We start from the raw sequence: 17465 nt of genomic DNA, 5'->3' as shown, positions 1-17465 counted from the left end.
GCCCCGCCCCGCGGCGCTTCCCCGGCCCCGTTCAGCCCTCGTCGAAGTCGCCCGCGGCCACCCGCAGGGGCCTGAGCATCGCGAAGATCTCCCCGCACTCCTCGGCGTCGTACACGCCGAGGCCGAAGTCCATCGCCATCAGGTCCCGGGTCGCGGCCTCGACGACCTCACGCCCCTTGTCGGTGATGGAGGCGAGTGTTCCACGGCCGTCGTTCGGATTGGGACGCTTGTCCACGAAACCGGACCTGACGAGGCGGTCCACGGTGTTGGTGACCGAGGTCGGATGCACCATGAGCCGCTCGCCGATCTTCGACATCGGGAGCTCACCGGCCTTGGAGAAGGTGAGCAGCACCAGCGCCTCGTAACGGGCGAAGGTCAGTCCGTACGGCTTGACCACCGCGTCGACCTCGGCGAGCAGGATCTGCTGGGCCCGCATGACCGAGGTGATGGCCGCCATGGACGGCACGGATCCCCAGCGCTGCTTCCAGTGCTCGTCGGCGCGCGCGATGGGGTCGAAGGGAAGGCTGAGCGGCTTCGGCACGCCTCGACCTTACCGGCCGGTCACATGCTGGTCAGCCCCGTCTCGCTCATCGGTACGCGCCGTCCCGTCCCGCCGCCGCGTCCGACGGGCCTCGCGGACGAGCAGCAGGGTGCACAGGGTGCCGGTCAGCGCGGCGGCGGTGGCCGCGGCGGACGCCCCGAAGAACTCCGCGACCAGTCCGGCGAGGGCCATGCCGACACCCTGGACGGCCATCAGCCCCGCCGTCATCAGGGTCATCGCCCGCCCGCGCAGCTCCTCCGGCACGGCGTCCACGAACCACCGGTCGAGTCCGAGGGTGTACGCGGATCCGGCACCGGCCGGCGCGAGGGCCGGCGACGGAGCCGGGTGGCGGGGCGGGCCGCTAGGCCAGGAGGTGCCGTTCCACCGTGGCGACCTTCGACGTCAGGCCGTCGGTGACGCCGGGTCTGATGTCGGCCTTCAGGACGAGCGAGACGCGCGGCGCGCGGGCCTCCACCGCGGCGACGGCGCGCCTGACGACGTCCATGACCTCGTCCCACTCGCCCTCGAGGGACGTGAACATGGCGTCCGTACGGTTGGGCAGTCCGGACTCACGGACGACGCGGACCGCGTCGGCTACGTACTCCCCCACGTCCTCACCGACGCCCAGCGGTGTGACGGAGAAGGCGACGATCACGCGCCGACCACGTCTTCCTTGCGGGCGCGCGCCGCGATCACCGAGTCCTCGGCCTCACGCTTGAGCCTGCGCTCGGCGAAGAAGCCGCCGGCCGGCAGGACCGAGAGGAGGAAGTAGAGGGCCGCGGTCTTCAGCGGCCACTTGGCCCGGTTCCAGGCGTCGAGCCAGAAGACGGCGTACAGGACGAAGAGCAGGCCGTGCAGCGCGCCCATCACCGGGACGGCGTTGAAATCCGTGGTGCGCTTGAGCACCGAGCAGACGAGCAGCAGCAGGAAGGACACGGCCTCCGGGGCGGAGACCAGCCGGAGTCGGTGGAGTGCGGAAGCGGTCTTGATGTCCACGGGGACGGGCACCTCGTCGGTCGGGGGCATGGTCGGAGCGCTCGATCTTGTGAATGAAAGCACAAGCGCCCGCTCATTCTGGCAGTCACCGTCGCCGGTTACCGAATCAGGGTCTGGTCGGGGTCGAAACGATACGTACGTCCCTGTTGGCAGCATCCCCGGCGGGATACGGTCCTCCACGTGGCTCAGTTTCGACTCCAAGGCAGCAAGGTGCTGGCCGTGACGATGACCGGGGACGCCGTCAAGGCGAAGAACGGCTCCATGGTCGCCTACGACGGTCAGATCTCCTTCAAGAAATTGTCCGGCGGCGGCGAGGGCGTGCGAGGCATGGTCACGCGCCGGCTGACCGGCGAGCAGATGGTGATGATGGAGGCGAGCGGCAGCGGTACGTGCTACTTCGCGGACCGCGCCTCCGAGATCAACCTCGTCCAATTGAACGGCGACAAGCTGTACGTCGAGTCCAGCAACCTGCTGTGCACCGACTCCGCGCTCCGTACCGGCACGAGTTTCACCGGTCTGCGCGGCGCCTCCCAGGGCAACGGCCTGTTCACCACGACGGTGGAGGGCACCGGCCAGGCGGCGATCATGTCCGACGGACCGGCGGTGGTGCTGCGGGTCTCCGCGCAGTACCCGCTCTCCGTGGACCCCGGGGCCTATATCGCCCATCAGGGCGATCTCCGCCAGCAGTTCCAGTCCGGCGTGACGTTCCGGACCTTCCTGGGCGAGGGCGGCGGCGAGGCCTTCCAGATCCGTTTCGAGGGCGAGGGCCTGGTGTACGTGCAGCCGAGCGAGCGCAACACCGTCGGAGGGGACGTCTGAGATGCCCTTCCGTGAGATCAACTCCAAGATGGTCGAGGCGACGGTCGCGCCGGGCCAGAAGATGTTCAGCCAGCGCGGCGCCATGATCGCCTACCGCGGCGATGTCTCCTTCACGCCGAACGCGCAGGGCGGCCAGGGAGGCGTGATGTCCATGATCGGCCGCCGGGTGGCGAACGAGGCGACGCCCCTGATGACCGTAGAGGGCAGCGGCACGGTGATGTTCGGCCACGGCGGCCACCACATCCAGGTGATCAACCTCACCGGGGAGACCCTGTACGTGGAGGCGGACCGGCTGCTGGCCTTCGACGGGACCCTCCAGCAGGGCACGATGTTCATGGGCTCCCAGGGCGGCGTCATGGGCATGGTCCGCGGCCAGGTCACCGGCCAGGGCCTGTTCACCACGACGCTCAAGGGCCACGGCTCCGTGGCCGTCATGGCGCACGGCGGAGTGATCGAACTGCCCATCACCCCGCAGCGTCCTGTGCACGTCGACCCGCAGGCCTATGTGGCGCACCACGGCGACGTCCGCAACAAGCTGTCCACCGCGCTCGGCTGGCGCGACATGGTGGGGCGCGGTTCCGGTGAGGCGTTCCAGCTGGAGCTGTCCGGGAACGGCGCGGTGTACGTCCAGGCCTCGGAGGAGAAGCTGTGACCGCCCCTGTGATCTTCGACCCGTACTCCCTGCCCTCCGACGACAACGTCAACAGCTACACCTTCTGTGTGGAGCTGAAGGGGAGCCAGTGGTTCCTGCAGAAGGGCAAGATGATCGCCTACTACGGGCAGATCGACTTCAACGGAATCGGCCACGGGCGCCTGGACCGGCTGGTCCGCACAAGTTTCCACTCGCCCCTGCACGCGTCCGACTGGGTCGTCGCCGAGGGCTCGGGCAAGATGCTGCTCGCGGACCGCGCCTTCGACGTGAACTCGTACGACCTGGAGAACGGCAATCTGACGATCCGTTCCGGGAACCTGCTGGCGTACCAGCCCTCGCTGGCGCTCAAGCAGTCCATCGTGCCGGGCTTCCTCACCCTGATCGGCACCGGGAAGTTCGTCGCCGCCTCCAACGGTCCGGTGGTGTTCATGGAGCCCCCGCTGCGGGTCGATCCGCAGGCGCTGGTGGGATGGGCGGACTGCCCCTCGCCCTGCCACCACTACGACCACGGGTACATGACGGGGGTCATGGGCGGGCTGCGCCAGTTGACCGGTCTCGGCGGCACCTCGGGCGAGGAGCACCAGTTCGAGTTCGTCGGCGCGGGCACGGTGCTGCTGCAGTCGACCGAGTTGCTGATGCCCGAGCAGGCGACGGGTGCCGTACCGCACGAACCGGGCGTACCGGGCGGCCATGGCCCCGGCCAGCACGGATCGCCCGGACAGTCAATGCCGCGTCTTCCCGGCCAGCTGGGAGACCTCCAGCGTCGCTTCGGGCTGTGAGCGGTAGTCTGCGGAGTGTGACGTCGAACGCGTGCGCCCCTGCGAACAGCGCGGGTGGTGCCAGGCGTCACACTCCGCTATTTCGTTCACCTTTCAACCTCTTAGGTAGAATCGGTATATGGAGACTGAGACGGCCACCCCCACCCGCTGGCTCACCGAAACAGAGCAGTGCGCCTGGCGTACCTATCTCGACGTGAGCAAGCTGCTCACCTACCAACTGGAGAAGGACCTGCAGCCCTTCGGGCTGACCTACAACGACTACGAAATCCTGGTCAATCTCTCCGAATCCGAGGACCGGCGCATGCGGATGAGCGATCTCGCCTCCGCCACCCTGCAGTCCAAGAGCCGGCTGTCCCACCAGATCACCCGCATGGAGAACGCGGGGCTGGTGCGCCGGGAGAACTGCGAGTCCGACCGGCGTGGCCTGTACGCCGTTCTGACCGAGGCCGGCATGGAGACCATGGAACGCGTCGCCCCCCACCATGTGGAGGCCGTACGCAGGCACTTCATCGACCTCATCCCGCCGGGGGCCCTCGCCGAGGTCAAGAAGTCCTTCGAGCCCGTCGCCGAACACCTGCGCAGCCGGCGCGGCCGTGCCTGAGTTGCCCGCGGCCACCCCCTAGAGAGCGGGCAGCCGTAGTTCGAAGAGCGCTCCACCCCGCGCCGATTCACGCACCACCAGCGTTCCGCCGTGCCGCTGGGCCACATCCCGGGCGATGGCGAGGCCGAGGCCCGCGCCGCCGTCATCCCGGCTGCGCGCGTCGTCGAGGCGGACAAAGCGTTCAAAAATCCGCTCACGCTCCGTCTCCGGCACGCCCTCGCCATCGTCCGCGACCCGCACCACGGCGGCTCTTCCGTCCTTTGCGACCGTAACTTCGATCTTCTCCAGCGCATGCCGCTGCGCGTTGTCCAGAAGATTGCCGAGCACCCGGGTCAGCTGACCGCGCGATCCGGCCACTTTCACACCTTGTTCAAATTTCGCGACCACCGGGACGGCGTCCCGCGCCGCGCGCGCGGCGAGTTCCCCGCGCACCAGCGATGCCAGCTCCACCGGGTCCCGGCCGGCCCGCTCCCCCGCGTCCAGCCGGGCCAGCAACAGCAGATCCGCGGCCAGTTGCTGGAGCCGTACGGTGTCCGCGACCGCCCCCGGCACGTCCAACAGCTCCGGATGGGCCGCACCGACCTCCAACTGGGTGCGCAGGGAGGCGATCGGGCTGCGCAGCTCGTGCGAGGCGTCGGCGACGAACCGCCGCTGCCGCTCCACCGAGGCCTCCAGCGCGGCAAGCGTCTCATTGGTCGTCCGCGCCAGCCGGGCCACCTCGTCGTCCGAACCCGGTTCCGGAACCCGCCGTCCCAGGTCCTCGGAGGCCGTGATCGCGGCCATCTCGGCCCTGATCCCCTCCACCGGCCGCAGCGCCCGCCGGGTGACCAGCCAGGTCACACCGCCGACCACGACCAGCAGCGCCGGCAGGCCGATCAGCATCACCGTGGTCGCGGTCGAGACGGCCTCCTGCTCCGCGTCCAGCGGGGCCCCGGCGTACACGGTCAGGGTGCCGTAGCGCGCGGTCTCCACCTCCGTGCTCGCGAAGCGGTAGTCGGCGCTCTCCCCGTCGACCGTCGCGGAGCCCGTGGTGTACGCGCCGCCGTCCCTGATCTCCCCGGCCGCGACCGCCGCGTCGTCGTCATCGTCGTCACCGCTGCCGTCACCACCGCGGTCATCGCCGCCGTGACCGTCGCCGCCGTCGTCGTCGCCCGCGGCGGGCGGCGGCACCGGACCCACCGGCCGCACGGCCGTCACCCCGGTGCCCGAGATCCGCTCCAGGTCCTCGCTCGCCGCAAGCAGCCGCCCCCGCGCGTCCACGACCTGCACCGGGTGGGCCTCGCCGTCGCCGAGCCCGAGCTCGGCGAGCGTGCGGCCCGTCCCCAGGTTCACGGCGCGTTCGCGGGCGGCGGACTGGGCGGACGAGTCCGCCTGGGAGACCAGATTCGCGCGCAGCGACAGCAGCACCGCCGCGCCCGCCGCGACCAGCGCGACCGCGACGACCAGGGTGGCGCCGAGAGCCGCCCGGGAGCGTACGGACCGGAAGGGCCGACTCATCGTCCCTCCAGCCGGTAGCCGGCCCCGCGGACCGTCCGGATGAACCGCGCCCCGAGCTTGCGGCGCAGCACGCTGACGTACACCTCCACGATGTTCGGATCGCCGTCGTACGCGAAGTCCCAGACGTGCTCGAGGATCTCGGCCTTGCCGACGACCTCCCCGGCGCGCACGGCGAGCTGTTCGAGCACCGCGAACTCCTTGGCGGTCAGCGCCACCTCCTCGCCGTCCCGCAGCACCCGCCGTGCCGCGGTGTCCAGCCGCAGCGGGCCCACCTCGATCACCGGCGAGGCACCGGCCGCGCCGCGGCGGCGCAGCAGCGCCCTGATCCTGGCGAGCAGCACGACGTACGAGAACGGCTTGGTGAGGTAGTCGTCCGCGCCGGTGTCCAGTCCCTCCGCCTCGTCGTACTCACCGTCCTTGGCGGTCAGCATCAGGATCGGCACGTCGTTGCCCGCGGCCCGCAGGGCCGCGCAGACGCGGTACCCGTTCATGCCGGGCAGCATGATGTCGAGGACGACGAGGTCGTACACGCCCTCGCCCGCCCGGTGCAGACCCGCCGGCCCGTCGTGCACCACGTCCACGGCGAAGCCCTCGGCCGTCAGTCCCCCGGCCAGCGACAGGGCGAGTCGCCTCTCGTCCTCCACGATCAGCAAGCGCATGCAGCCAGGGTCGCAAATAGAACCTGAAGACGGCTTCAGGTCGCTTCAGGCTGCTTTCAGCTTGCCTCCCGCACATTGGCGTACGTCGAGGACCGACCGACACCGAAACGACCCGGGAGGAACCCCATGAAGCGCAACATCGTCATCGCCGGTATCGCCGCAGCCGCCGTCATCGGCGGTACGACCGCGACCGCCGTCGCCATCTCCGGCGACGACGGGGCGCGGGCCGGCGGGTCGAGCGTCCGGACGGACGACGACCGGGGCGCGGACCGGGACGACGACGGACACGGCGACGACCGAGGCAACACCGCCGACGGCGGGCGGGACGACGACGCTGCCGAGGTCCCGCCCACCGGAATCAGCGCGGCGGAAGCCATCGACGCGGCGCTGGCCGAGGTCTCCGGGACCGCCGTCTCGGCGGACCTGGAGGACGACGACGGCCGCGCGCCGTTCTGGGACGTCGACATCCTCGGCGCGGACGGCACCTGGCACAGCGTCCGGATCGGCACGAGCGACGGCAAGGTGCTCGGCAGCCACACCGAGACCGAGGACGGCGACGACCGCGCCGAGGCCGCAGCGGCGGAGAAGGCCGGGGTCACCGCGAAGGAGGCTGCGGAGGCCGCCGCGGCCAAGGGCGCCGTCACCTCGGTCGACCTGGACGACGACGGCCGCGGGCTCGCGTGGGAGGTCACAACCGCCAACGGCGGGTGGACCGTCGCCGCGGGCTCCGGCAGGCTCGCCGCCGCGGCGGCCGACGACCAGGACGACGACCTGGACGACGACGAGCACGGCGACGAGCACGGCGACGACGACTGACAGCAGGACCGGCCCACGAGGGCCGGCACGCCCCGGGGCCGTGCCGCGCACACGGGCAAGGCGACGGGCGGCCCGTCGCCCCCGGGCCCCCAGTGTGCCGAAACCTCGAGCCGACCCGCCTGCCGCACCACCGCAGGACCCGCCGGGGCCAGGACGCCGTGGAACCGGCGAAACCACCCGGTCAGAACCGGAGCGCGGGGCCGCCCGGGCGTCCGCGCACCGACGGCGGCCACGCCCTGACCGGGCCGGAACAGGACGAGGCGGGCCACCGGAACCGGCCCCCGCACCGGACTCGCCGGGCCCGACCCGGCCGCTGCCGGGACCGAACGGCGGCGATCGCGGCGGCGCGGCGCAGGCTCACGGAAACGGCCCCGCATGCCCGGGCCCGTCCCGGCCACTGCCGGGGCCGTGCGGCGCAGGCTCACGGCGGGTTCGCGCACCCACCCACCGCACGCGGCCCGTCGGGGGACTCGCCGGCGGCCGCCATGGGCCTGGCAGGGCCCCCGGTCGGGACCGGCGTCCGGGCTCCGGGCGCCCGCCGGGGCCCGCGCACACGCGCCCGGCGCCGCGGAAGGGCCCGCGGGGCCGGGCACGAACGGCGCGGGGAGGTCCGCGGAGGGATTCCGCAGGGCGTCCCCCCGCACGTCACCTCTCGGTCAGGCTCGCCACCAGCTCGTCGGCCGCGCGGTACGGGTCCAGCTCGCCGGCCACGATCTTCTCGGCCAGCGCGTCCACGTGCCGGTCGCCGTGCAGGTCGCCGATGCGTTCGCGCAGCGCCGTGACCGCGATCGTCTCGACCTCCCGCGCCGCCCGCGCCCGGCGGCGCTCCGCGAGCACGCCCCGCTCCTCCATCCAGGCGCGGTGCTTCTCCAGGGCCTCCACCACCTCGTCTATTCCCTCACCGCGAGCGGCGACGGTCTTGACGATGGGCGGACGCCAGTCGCCCGGGCCGCGCGCCTCGCCCAGGCCCAGCATGTGGTTCAGCTCCCGGGCGGTGGCGTCGGCACCGTCCCGGTCCGCCTTGTTGACGACGTACACGTCGCCGATCTCCAGGATTCCGGCCTTGGCCGCCTGGATGCCGTCGCCCATGCCGGGGGCGAGCAGCACCACCGAGGTGTCGGCCTGCGAGGCGATCTCCACCTCGGACTGGCCGACGCCGACCGTCTCGACGAGGATCACCTCGCAGCCGGCGGCGTCCAGCACCCTGATGGCCTGCGGCGCAGCCCAGGCGAGCCCGCCGAGGTGGCCGCGGGTCGCCATGGAGCGGATGTACACCCCCGGGTCCGAGGCGTGCTCGGACATCCGGACCCGGTCACCGAGCAGCGCCCCGCCGGAGAACGGCGAGGACGGGTCGACGGCGAGCACACCGACCCGCTTCCCCGCCCTCCGGTACGCCGACACCAGCGCGGACGTCGAGGTGGACTTGCCGACACCGGGTGACCCGGTGAGCCCGACGACGTACGCGCCGCCGGTCAGCGGGGCGAGGGCCGCCATCACCTCGCGCAGTTGTGGCGACGCCCCCTCCACCAGCGAGATCAGCCTGGCCACGGCCCGTGGCCGGCCTTCCCTGGCCTGGGCCACCAGCTGGGGGACGTCCACCATCACTGCTCCGTTCGCTCGCACTTCGGATGACCGCACAAGAGGCGATTGCGCCCCGCGACTGCGCCCTGCGGCTACGCCTTGGGCACGCGCACGATCAGGGCGTCGCCCTGGCCGCCGCCACCGCACAGCGCCGCCGCGCCGATCCCGCCGCCGCGCCGCTTCAGCTCCAGCGCGAGGCTCAGGACGAGGCGGGCACCGGACATCCCGATCGGGTGCCCGAGCGCGATCGCGCCGCCGTTGACGTTCACCTTTTCGGTGGAAACGCCCAGATCCTTCATCGACTGGACCGCGACGGCGGCGAAGGCCTCGTTGATCTCGATGAGGTCGAGGTCCTCCACACCGATGCCCTCCTTCTTGAGGGCGTGCGCGATGGCGTTCGACGGCTGGGACTGCAGCGAGTTGTCCGGGCCCGCCACGTTGCCGTGCGCCCCGATCTCCGCGATCCACTCCAGGCCGAGCTCCTGGGCCTTGGCCTTGCTCATCACGACGACCGCCGCCGCACCGTCGGAGATCTGCGAGGAGGTGCCGGCCGTGATCGTGCCGTCCTTGGCGAAGGCCGGGCGCAGCTTGCCGAGGGACTCCGCCGTGGTCTCGGGGCGGATGCCCTCGTCCTTGGCGAAGACGACCGGGTCGCCCTTGCGCTGCGGGATCTCCACCGGGACGATCTCGGCGTCGAAGGCGCCGTTCTTCTGGGCGGCCGCGGCCCGCTGGTGGGAGAGGGCGGCGATCTCGTCCTGCTCGGCGCGCCCGAGGCCGAGGCGGGTGTTGTGCTTCTCCGTGGACTCGCCCATGGCGATGCCCTCGAAGGAGTCGGTGAGCCCGTCGTGCGCCATGGCGTCGATCACCTGCACCGCGCCGTACTTGTAGCCCTCACGGGACTTCGGCAGCAGGTGCGGCGCGTTCGTCATGGACTCCTGGCCGCCCGCGACGATGATGTCGAACTCGCCGGCGCGGATCAGCTGGTCGGCGAGCGCGATCGCGTCGAGCCCGGAGAGACAGACCTTGTTGACGGTGAGCGCGGGAACGTTCATGGGAATGCCGCCCTTGACGGCGGCCTGGCGCGCCGGGATCTGCCCCGCCCCGGCCTGCAGCACCTGCCCCATGATCACGTACTGGACCTGGTCACCGCCGATGCCCGCACGCTCGAGGGCGGCCTTGATCGCGAAGCCGCCCAGGTCGGCACCGCTGAAGGACTTGAGCGAGCCGAGCAGGCGGCCCATGGGCGTCCGGGCGCCCGCGACAATCACTGAGCTGGTTGAACCGTTCGTCGTCGTCATGAGACGCGGCCCCTTGGATGAGAAGTGAACGAGGGTTTACGTCAATGTACTGAGGGGTCCCCCCGGGGTCACCGGAACGGAGGTGTGATCGCTCGCACGTTGCGCAACCGGCCGGGCAACGGTGCACTGGAAAGATGCTGACGCGAATCGACCACATCGGGATCGCCTGTTTCGACCTCGACAAGACCGCTGAGTTCTACCGTGCCACGTACGGCTTCGAGGTGTTCCACAGCGAGGTCAACGAGGAGCAGGGTGTCCGTGAGGCCATGCTCAAGATCAACTCCACCGACGACGGCGGTGCCTCCTACCTCCAGCTCCTGGAGCCGACCCGCGAGGACTCCGCGGTCGGCAAATGGCTGGCCAAGAACGGTGAGGGCGTGCACCACATCGCCTTCGGCACGGCCGACGTGGACGGTGACTCCGAGGCCATCCGCGGCAAGGGCGTAAGGGTGCTGTACGACGAGCCGCGCATCGGCTCCATGGGGTCGCGGATCACCTTCCTCCACCCCAAGGACTGCCACGGCGTCCTGACCGAACTGGTCACATCCGCACCGGCCGAGAGCGCGGAGCACTGACCCCCGCACAACTCGGCCGGTAGAGTGGCGTCTCCGGGGCGGGGGCCGGGTTCGGGGGCGTGACCCATGCCCGCTGTGGATCTGACACCATTCTCCGGGGGTGCCGTTCGCAGCGTGCGCACGGCACCGGGCCGAGAAGAAGCGACCAGGGGACGGATGGGACCGCGCAGTGCGGGGCTACGAACGCCACCAGGCTGACGACCACCTCTCACGGTTCGAAGCCGAGATGGAGCGGCTGAAGACCGAACGGGAGAAGGCCGTCCAGCACGCCGAGGACCTCGGCTACCAGGTCGAGGTACTGCGCGCCAAGCTCCACGAGGCGCGCCGCACTTTGGCGTCCCGCCCGGCCTTCGACGCGGCCGACATCGGCTACCAGGCCGAGCAGTTGCTCCGTAACGCCCAGATGCAGGCCGACCAGCTGCGGATGGACGCGGAGCGCGAGCTGCGCGAGGCCCGCGCGCAGAATCAGCGGATCCTCCAGGAGCACGCGGAGCAGCAGGCCAGGCTCCAGGCGGAGCTGCACGCCGAGGCGAACGCCAGGCGGCGGCAGCTCGACGAGGAGCTGGCGGAGCGCCGGCGCACCGTCGAGTCGCACGTCAACGAGAACGTGGCCTGGGCCGAGCAGCTGCGCGCCCGCACCGAGGCCCAGGCCAGGCGGCTCCTCGAGGAGTCCCGTGCCGAGGCCGAGCAGGCACTCGCGGCGGCCCGCGCCGAGGCGCAGCGGCTGGCGGACGAGGCAAGGCAGCGGCTCGGCAGCGAGGCAGAACATGCCCGCACGGAGGCCGAGGCGATCCTGCGGCGCGCCCGCACCGACGCCGAACGGCTGCTGAACGCCGCGTCGTCCCAGGCGCAGGAGGCCACGGCCCACGCCGAGCAGCTGCGCACCAGCACGGTCTCCGAGTCCGACCAGGCCAGGCAGCAGGCCGCCGAGCTGAGCCGGGCCGCCGAGGCCCGGATGCAGGAGGCGGAGACCCGGCTGCGCGAGGCCCGCGCCGAGGCCGAGAAGCTGCTGACCGAGGCCAAGGACGCGGCGGCCAAGCAGCTGTCCGAGACCGAGTCGCTGAACGAGCAGCGGGCGCGGACGGCGAAGGCGGAGATCGCGCGGCTGGTCGGCGAGGCCACGAAGGAGTCGGAAACCCTCAAGGCGGAGGCGGAGCAGGCGCTCGCCGACGCCAGGGCGCAGGCGGAGCGGCTGATCGCGGAGGCCGAGGAGACGGCCCGCGGGGCGGCCGCCGAGGATGTCGCCGCGCAGCTCGCCAAGGCGGCCCGTACGGCGGAGGAGGTCCTGGACAAGGCCTCGGAGGACGCCAAGGCGACGACGAGGGCGGCCGCCGAGGAGGCCGAGCGGATCCGCCGGGAGGCGGAGGCCGAGGCCGACCGGCTGCGCGAGCAGGCGCACGACACCGCTGAGCAGCTCAAGGGCGCGGCCAAGGACGACACCAAGGAGTACCGCGCCAAGACGGTCGAGCTCCAGGAGGAGGCCCGACGGCTGCGCGGCGAGGCCGAGCAGCTCAGGTCGGAGGCGGTCGCCGAGGGCGAGCGGATCCGCAGCGAGGCGCGCCGGGAGGCCGTCCAGCAGATCGAGGAGGCGGCGAAGACCGCCGAGGAGCTGCTGGGCAAGGCCAAGGCCGACGCCGACGAGCTGCGCTCCAGCGCGACGACCGAGAGCCAGCGCATCCGCACCGAGGCCATCGAGCGTGCCACGGCTCTGCGCAAGCAGGCGGAGGACGCCCTGGAGCGCGCCCGCACGGAGGCGGAGCAGCTGCGCGCCGAGGCGGAAGGCCAGGCGGAACAGACCAGGGCGGAGGCCGAGGCGGCGTCCCTCACCCTGCGCGAGGACGCCGAGCGGGGCATCGAGGCGCGCAAGGCGGAGGCCGCCGAGGACCTGGTCCGGCTGCGCGACGAGGCGCGGCAGCGGGTCGACGCCGCCGAGGAGGCGCTGCGCGAGGCCCGCGCGGAGGCCGAGCGGCTGCGCAGCGAGACGGCTGCGGAGATCGAGCGGCAGCGGGCGGAGTCCGCGGAGCGGCTGCGGAGCCTCCAGGAGCAGGCCGAGGCGGAGGCCGGCCGGCTGCGCGACGAGGCCGCGGCGGACGCCTCGCACTCCCGTGCCGAGGGCGAGGCCGTCGCCGTACGGCTGCGTACCGAGGCGGCGACGGAGGCGGAGCGGCTGCGCACCGAGGCGCAGGACCTCGCGGACCGGGTGCGCGCGGAGGCCACCGCGGCCGCCGAGCGCATCGGCTCGGAGGCCGCCGAGGCGCTGTCCGCGGCCCAGGAGGAGGCGGCCAGGCGCCGCCGCGAGGCCGAGGAGCTGCTTGGCGCGGCCCGCGAGGAGGCGCACCAGGAGCGCACGCGGGCCCGCGAGCAGAGCGAGGAGCTGCTGGCCGCCGCCAGGACCCGGGTGGCGGAGGCCCAGGCCGAGGCGCAGCGGCTGGTCGAGGAGGCGGACCGCAGGGCGACGGAACTGGTCTCCGCCGCCGAGCAGACCGCCCAGCAGGTGCGGGAATCGGTTGCCGGGCTGCACGAGCAGGCGGAGCAGGAGATCGCGGGGCTGCGCAGCGCGGCGGAGCACGCGGCGCAGCGCACCCGTACCGAGGCGCAGGAGGAGGCGGACCGGGTCCGCGCCGACGCGTACGCGGAGCGGGAGCGTGCCTCCGAGGACGCGAACCGGGTCAGGCGCGAGGCACAGACCGAACTGGACGCCGCGAAGTCCCTGGCCGAGCGCACGATGAGCGAGGCCGTCGGTGAGGCGGAGCGGGTGCGGTCGGATGCCCAGGAGTACGCGCAGCGGCTGCGTACCGAGGCGACCGACGCGCTGGCCGCCGGCGAGCAGGACGCGGCACGGACCCGGGCCGAGGCGCGCGAGGACGCCAACCGGATCCGTTCCGAGGCGGCCGCGCAGGCGGATCGCCTGGTCGGCGAGGCGGGGAACGAGGCGGAGCGGCTGCGCGCCGAGGCCGCGAAGGTCGCGGACGAGGCCCGCGACGCCGCGGCGAAGCGGCGTACCGACGCCGCGGAGCAGGCCGACAAGCTCATCTCGGAGGCGGCCGCCGAGGCGGACCGGCTCACGTCGGAGACCATCGAGGAGGCCGAGCGGATCCTCGGCGAGGCCCAGGGCGAGGCCGAACGGCTGCGGGCCGAGGCGGCGGACGCCGTGGGGTCGGCGCAACAGGCCGCGGAGCGGATCCGCACCGAGGCGGCGAAGGTCAAGGCCGAGGGCGCGGCGACGGCGGAGCGGACGCTGTCCGAGGCCCGCGCGGAGGCCGACCGGCTGATGGACGAGGCCCGCGAGGCGTCGAACAAGCGCCGCTCGGAGGCGGCCCGGCAGGCCGACAAGCTCATCTCGGAGGCGGCGGCCGAGGCGGACCGGCTCACCAACGAGGCTCTGGAGGCGGCGGTCGCGGCGACCGCGGCCGCGGAGGAGCAGGCCGACACGATGGTCGGCGCGGCCCGCAAGGAGGCGGAGCGGCTCGTCAAGGAGGCGACCGCGCAGGCCAATGCCCGGGTGGAGAAGGCCCGTACCGACGCGGACGAGCTGCTGGTCGGTGCCCGCAGGGACGCCACGGCGATCAGGGACAGGGCCGAGGAGCTGCGGGCCAGGATCACCGGCGAGATCGAGGAACTGCACGCGCGGGCCCGCCGGGAGGCCGCGGAGGCCATGAAGTCCGCGGGCGAGCGCTGCGACGCGCTGGTGAAGGCGGCGGAGGAGCAGCGCGCGGAGGCGCACGCGAAGTCGAAGGAGCTGCTGGCGGACGCCAACAGCGAGGCCAGCAAGGTCCGCATCGCCGCGGTCAAGAGGGCCGAGCAGCTGCTGAAGGAGGCCGAGCAGAAGAAGGCCGAGCTGACGCGGGAGGCGGAGCGGCTGCGCGCGGAGGCCGAACGGGAGGCCAAGAAGCTCGTCGACGACGGCAAGCGCGAACTGGACGTCCTGGTGCGCCGGCGCGAGGACATCCAGGCGGAGATCTCCCGCGTCCAGGACGTCCTGGAGGCGCTGGAGTCGTTCGAGGCCCCGTCACCGGCGGGTGGCAAGGACGGCGGCGTCAAAGCAGGTGCGGCGGCGGGCGCAACCCGTTTGAGTGGCAAGCAGTCCGACGGCTAGCCACTCAAAAGGTTGGACATTCTCCATACCAAACCGGCAACGGCTCGATGACACACCGCTACGCCCCCTAGGATTCTCCCTATCACCTCACCGGTCTCTTTCGACAGGAACCCCATGAGCGACACTTCCTCCCCCTTCGGCTTCGAGCTCGTGCGGCGTGGTTACGACCGCGGACAGGTGGACGACCGCATTACGAAGCTCGTCGCCGACCGTGACAGTGCTCTGGCTCGGATCACCGCTCTCGAGAAGCGCATCGAGGAGTTGCACCTCGAGACGCAGAACGCCCAGGCCCAGGTGGGCGACGCCGAGCCGTCGTACGCCGGTCTCGGTGCCCGCGTCGAGAAGATCCTGCGCCTCGCCGAAGAGGAGGCGAAGGATCTGCGCGAGGAGGCCCGCCGTGCCGCCGAGCAGCACCGCGAGCTCGCCGAGTCCGCCGCGCAGCAGGTCCGCAACGACGCCGAGTCGTTCGCTTCGGAGCGGAAGGCGAAGGCCGAGGACGAGGGCGTAAGGATCGTCGAGAAGGCCAAGAGCGACGCGTCGCAGCTGCGTCAGGACGCGCAGAAGGACGCGCAGTCCAAGCGCGAGGAGGCCGACGCCCTCTTCGAGGAGACCCGAGCCAAGGCCGCCCAGGCCGCCGCGGACTTCGAGACGAACCTCGCCAAGCGGCGTGAGCAGTCCGAGCGCGACCTCGCCTCCCGCCAGGCCAAGGCCGAGAAGCGGCTCGCGGAGATCGAGCACCGCGCGGAGCAGCTGCGCCTGGAGGCGGAGAAGCTGCGCACCGACGCGGAGCGCCGCGCCCGCCAGACCGTGGAGACCGCGCAGCGCCAGGCCGAGGACATCGTGGCGGACGCCAACGCCAAGGCCGACCGGATCCGCAGCGAATCGGAGCGCGAGCTGGCGGCGCTCACCAACCGCCGCGACTCGATCAACGCGCAGCTGACCAACGTCCGCGAGATGCTCGCCACCCTGACCGGTGCCGCCGTCGCCGCCGCCGGCTCCCCGGCCGACGACGAGCCCATCTCCCGCGGCGTCCCGGCCCAGCAGTCCCGCTGACCCCGGACCGCTGACACCGGAACCCCGGTCCCGCTGAGACGGGACCGCCCGGACGCGTGTGTGCCCGGGCCACCAGGTGGTGGCCCGGGCACACACGCGTCCGGGCGCGGCTCCGCGCTCCACGGGCCGCGCTCCACGGGCCCTGTTCCTGCGCCTGCTCCCCGGGCCCGTGCCCCCTGCCCGTACTCCTTGGTCGTACGTACCTACGAAGTTTCCGCGACTTCCGGAGGACGCAGGAACCGTCAAGCGCTGGATATCCTCCTAACCCTCACGGGGGCGTGTGTGCCCCGGACGAACTGACGGATCCGATGAGGGCCTGTCGAGGGGCGGAGAGCGGAGCATGATCGAGGCAGTCGGCCTGACCAAGCGCTACGGCGCCAAGACGGCCGTTTACAACCTGTCGTTCCAGGTGCGGCCGGGTGCCGTGACCGGCTTTCTGGGTCCCAACGGTTCCGGCAAGTCCACCACGATGCGGATGATCCTGGGACTGGACGTGCCTACCGCGGGCCATGTCACGGTCGGCGGGCATCCCTTCCGCAGACTGCCCAACGCACCCCGTCATGTCGGCGCCCTGCTCGACGCGAAGGCCGTGCACGGCGGGCGCAGCGCCCGCAATCACCTGCTGTCGCTGGCCCAGCTGTCCGGCATCCCGGCGCGCAGGGTGGACGAGGTGCTCGGAGTCGTCGGTCTCCAGGACGTCGCGCGGAAGCGCTCCAAGGGCTTCTCCCTCGGCATGGGCCAGCGGCTGGGCATCGCCGCCGCGCTGCTCGGCGACCCCCAGGTGCTCCTCTTCGACGAGCCGGTCAACGGCCTGGACCCGGAGGGCATCCTCTGGGTGCGCAATCTGATGAAGGCACTCGCGGCGGAGGGGCGCACGGTCTTCGTCTCCTCGCACCTGATGAGCGAGATGGCCCTGACGGCCGACCATTTGATCGTCATCGGCCGCGGCCAGCTTCTCGCCGACATGAGTGTCAAAGACTTCATCTCCGCGAACTCCGCGGATTTCGCCCGGGTGCGGACCCCGGCCACCGAGCCCGAGCTGCGCGAGAAGCTGAGCGCCGCGCTCACCGAGGCCGGCGGCCAGGTGATGCCGGAGCCCGACGGCGCCCTCCGGGTCACCGGGCTGCCGCTGCCGCGCATCAGTGACCTCGCTCACGAGGCGGACGTGCGGCTGTGGGAGCTGTCCCCGCACCAGGCCTCCCTCGAGGAGGCGTACATGCGCATGACTCAGGGCGCGGTCGACTACCGCTCGACGGCGGACCAGCGGGCCGGTCTCCAGGAAGTCCCCACCGGTCCGCACGGTTTCCCGGATCCCGCCGCCGCCCCGTTCCCGGGGCAGGGGCAGGGGCAGAACGCCTGGTTCCCGCCCCCGCCGCCCGGTCCCGGCGGACCGTACGGCGCTCCCGCGGGCACCCCGGGCGCGGGTCCCTACGGAGCGCCCGGCGCGGCAACCAAGGCCGCCACCCGATCGTTCGCCAGGACCTGGGCCAACGAACTCAAGG

General features: G+C 72.2%; 16 protein-coding genes and 1 pseudogene. 9 read left to right on the top strand and 8 right to left on the bottom strand.

Going from position 1 to position 17465, the window contains the following annotated elements:
* Positions 1–31 precede the first annotated feature (31 nt).
* From GUY61_RS19600 to GUY61_RS19585, 4 genes and pseudogenes are all read right to left on the bottom strand, one after another.
* On the bottom strand, positions 32–541 hold the full coding sequence (locus tag GUY61_RS19600) for a MarR family winged helix-turn-helix transcriptional regulator (protein ID WP_166631502.1): 510 nt from the start codon (positions 539–541) through the stop codon (positions 32–34).
* Positions 542–550: 9 nt separating this feature from the next.
* Positions 551–889: pseudogene (locus GUY61_RS19595) on the bottom strand (MFS transporter); the annotation flags it as partial.
* 13 nt (positions 890–902) lie between these two features.
* Entirely contained in the window at positions 903–1196 is a 294-nt protein-coding gene (locus GUY61_RS19590; protein WP_166631500.1) for an MTH1187 family thiamine-binding protein, read from the bottom strand.
* The gene (locus GUY61_RS19585; RefSeq protein ID WP_166631504.1) at positions 1193–1537 is read right to left on the bottom strand and encodes a DUF3817 domain-containing protein; all 345 of its coding nucleotides are present in this window, start codon (positions 1535–1537) and stop codon (positions 1193–1195) included. The genes GUY61_RS19590 and GUY61_RS19585 overlap by 4 nt, the downstream gene beginning before the upstream one ends.
* 180 nt (positions 1538–1717) lie before the next feature.
* Here GUY61_RS19585 and GUY61_RS19580 point away from each other — a divergent pair, with 180 nt between their 5' ends.
* The 4 genes from GUY61_RS19580 to GUY61_RS19565 all read left to right on the top strand — a co-directional run bounded on the left by GUY61_RS19580 (position 1718) and on the right by GUY61_RS19565 (position 4388).
* Positions 1718–2356, top strand: coding sequence for an AIM24 family protein (locus GUY61_RS19580; protein WP_166631499.1), 639 nt, complete (start codon positions 1718–1720; stop codon positions 2354–2356).
* Position 2357: 1 nt separating this feature from the next.
* On the top strand, positions 2358–3008 hold the full coding sequence (locus GUY61_RS19575) for an AIM24 family protein (RefSeq protein WP_166631498.1): 651 nt from the start codon (positions 2358–2360) through the stop codon (positions 3006–3008).
* The gene (locus GUY61_RS19570) at positions 3005–3787 is read left to right on the top strand and encodes an AIM24 family protein (protein WP_166631497.1); all 783 of its coding nucleotides are present in this window, start codon (positions 3005–3007) and stop codon (positions 3785–3787) included. Before GUY61_RS19575 ends, GUY61_RS19570 begins: the two co-directional genes overlap by 4 nt.
* 118 nt (positions 3788–3905) lie before the next feature.
* A complete protein-coding gene (locus tag GUY61_RS19565; RefSeq protein ID WP_166631496.1) occupies positions 3906–4388 on the top strand; it encodes a MarR family winged helix-turn-helix transcriptional regulator in 483 nt (160 codons plus the stop codon).
* Between the two features lie 18 nt (positions 4389–4406).
* On the opposite strand, the gene GUY61_RS19560 is transcribed toward GUY61_RS19565, so the two are convergent.
* Positions 4407–5885, bottom strand: a complete 1479-nt coding sequence (locus GUY61_RS19560) for a HAMP domain-containing sensor histidine kinase (RefSeq protein ID WP_166631495.1) — start codon at positions 5883–5885, stop codon at positions 4407–4409.
* Positions 5882–6544, bottom strand: coding sequence for a response regulator transcription factor (locus GUY61_RS19555; RefSeq protein WP_166631494.1), 663 nt, complete (start codon positions 6542–6544; stop codon positions 5882–5884). Before GUY61_RS19555 ends, GUY61_RS19560 begins: the two co-directional genes overlap by 4 nt.
* A gap of 126 nt (positions 6545–6670) precedes the next feature.
* On the opposite strand from GUY61_RS19555, the gene GUY61_RS19550 reads away from it, so the two are divergent.
* Positions 6671–7360: a PepSY domain-containing protein gene (locus tag GUY61_RS19550; RefSeq protein WP_166631493.1), complete on the top strand. Its 690-nt coding sequence runs from the start codon at positions 6671–6673 to the stop codon at positions 7358–7360.
* Between the two features lie 645 nt (positions 7361–8005).
* Here the strand turns inward: GUY61_RS19550 and meaB are convergent.
* Both meaB and GUY61_RS19540 read right to left on the bottom strand, forming a co-directional pair.
* Positions 8006–8962 carry a methylmalonyl Co-A mutase-associated GTPase MeaB gene (gene meaB / locus GUY61_RS19545; RefSeq protein WP_166631492.1) on the bottom strand — a complete coding sequence of 319 codons (957 nt, stop codon included), beginning with the start codon at positions 8960–8962 and terminating at the stop codon, positions 8006–8008.
* A gap of 71 nt (positions 8963–9033) precedes the next feature.
* Positions 9034–10239 (bottom strand): acetyl-CoA C-acetyltransferase, encoded by a 1206-nt coding sequence (locus GUY61_RS19540; RefSeq protein WP_166631491.1) that lies wholly within the window; start codon positions 10237–10239, stop codon positions 9034–9036.
* A 134-nt stretch (positions 10240–10373) separates the two neighbouring features.
* Here GUY61_RS19540 and mce point away from each other — a divergent pair, with 134 nt between their 5' ends.
* From mce to GUY61_RS19520, 4 genes are all read left to right on the top strand, one after another.
* Complete coding sequence (gene mce, locus GUY61_RS19535) at positions 10374–10814, top strand: methylmalonyl-CoA epimerase (protein WP_166631490.1); 441 nt, start codon at positions 10374–10376, stop codon at positions 10812–10814.
* A 169-nt stretch (positions 10815–10983) separates the two neighbouring features.
* Positions 10984–14910 (top strand): polarized growth protein Scy, encoded by a 3927-nt coding sequence (scy, locus tag GUY61_RS19530; protein ID WP_166631503.1) that lies wholly within the window; start codon positions 10984–10986, stop codon positions 14908–14910.
* Positions 14911–15024: 114 nt separating this feature from the next.
* Entirely contained in the window at positions 15025–15963 is a 939-nt protein-coding gene (locus GUY61_RS19525) for a cellulose-binding protein (protein ID WP_166631489.1), read from the top strand.
* Positions 15964–16303: 340 nt separating this feature from the next.
* A partial coding sequence (locus GUY61_RS19520; RefSeq protein ID WP_166631488.1) for an ABC transporter ATP-binding protein occupies positions 16304–17465 on the top strand: 1162 nt, incomplete at its 3' end.

It is taken from the genome of Streptomyces sp. GC420, assembly GCF_009916105.1.
In the GTDB taxonomy this organism is placed as follows: domain Bacteria; phylum Actinomycetota; class Actinomycetes; order Streptomycetales; family Streptomycetaceae; genus Streptomyces.
Note: the sequence above shows the minus strand (reverse complement) of the source record. Positions and strands in the feature narration are given on the sequence as shown.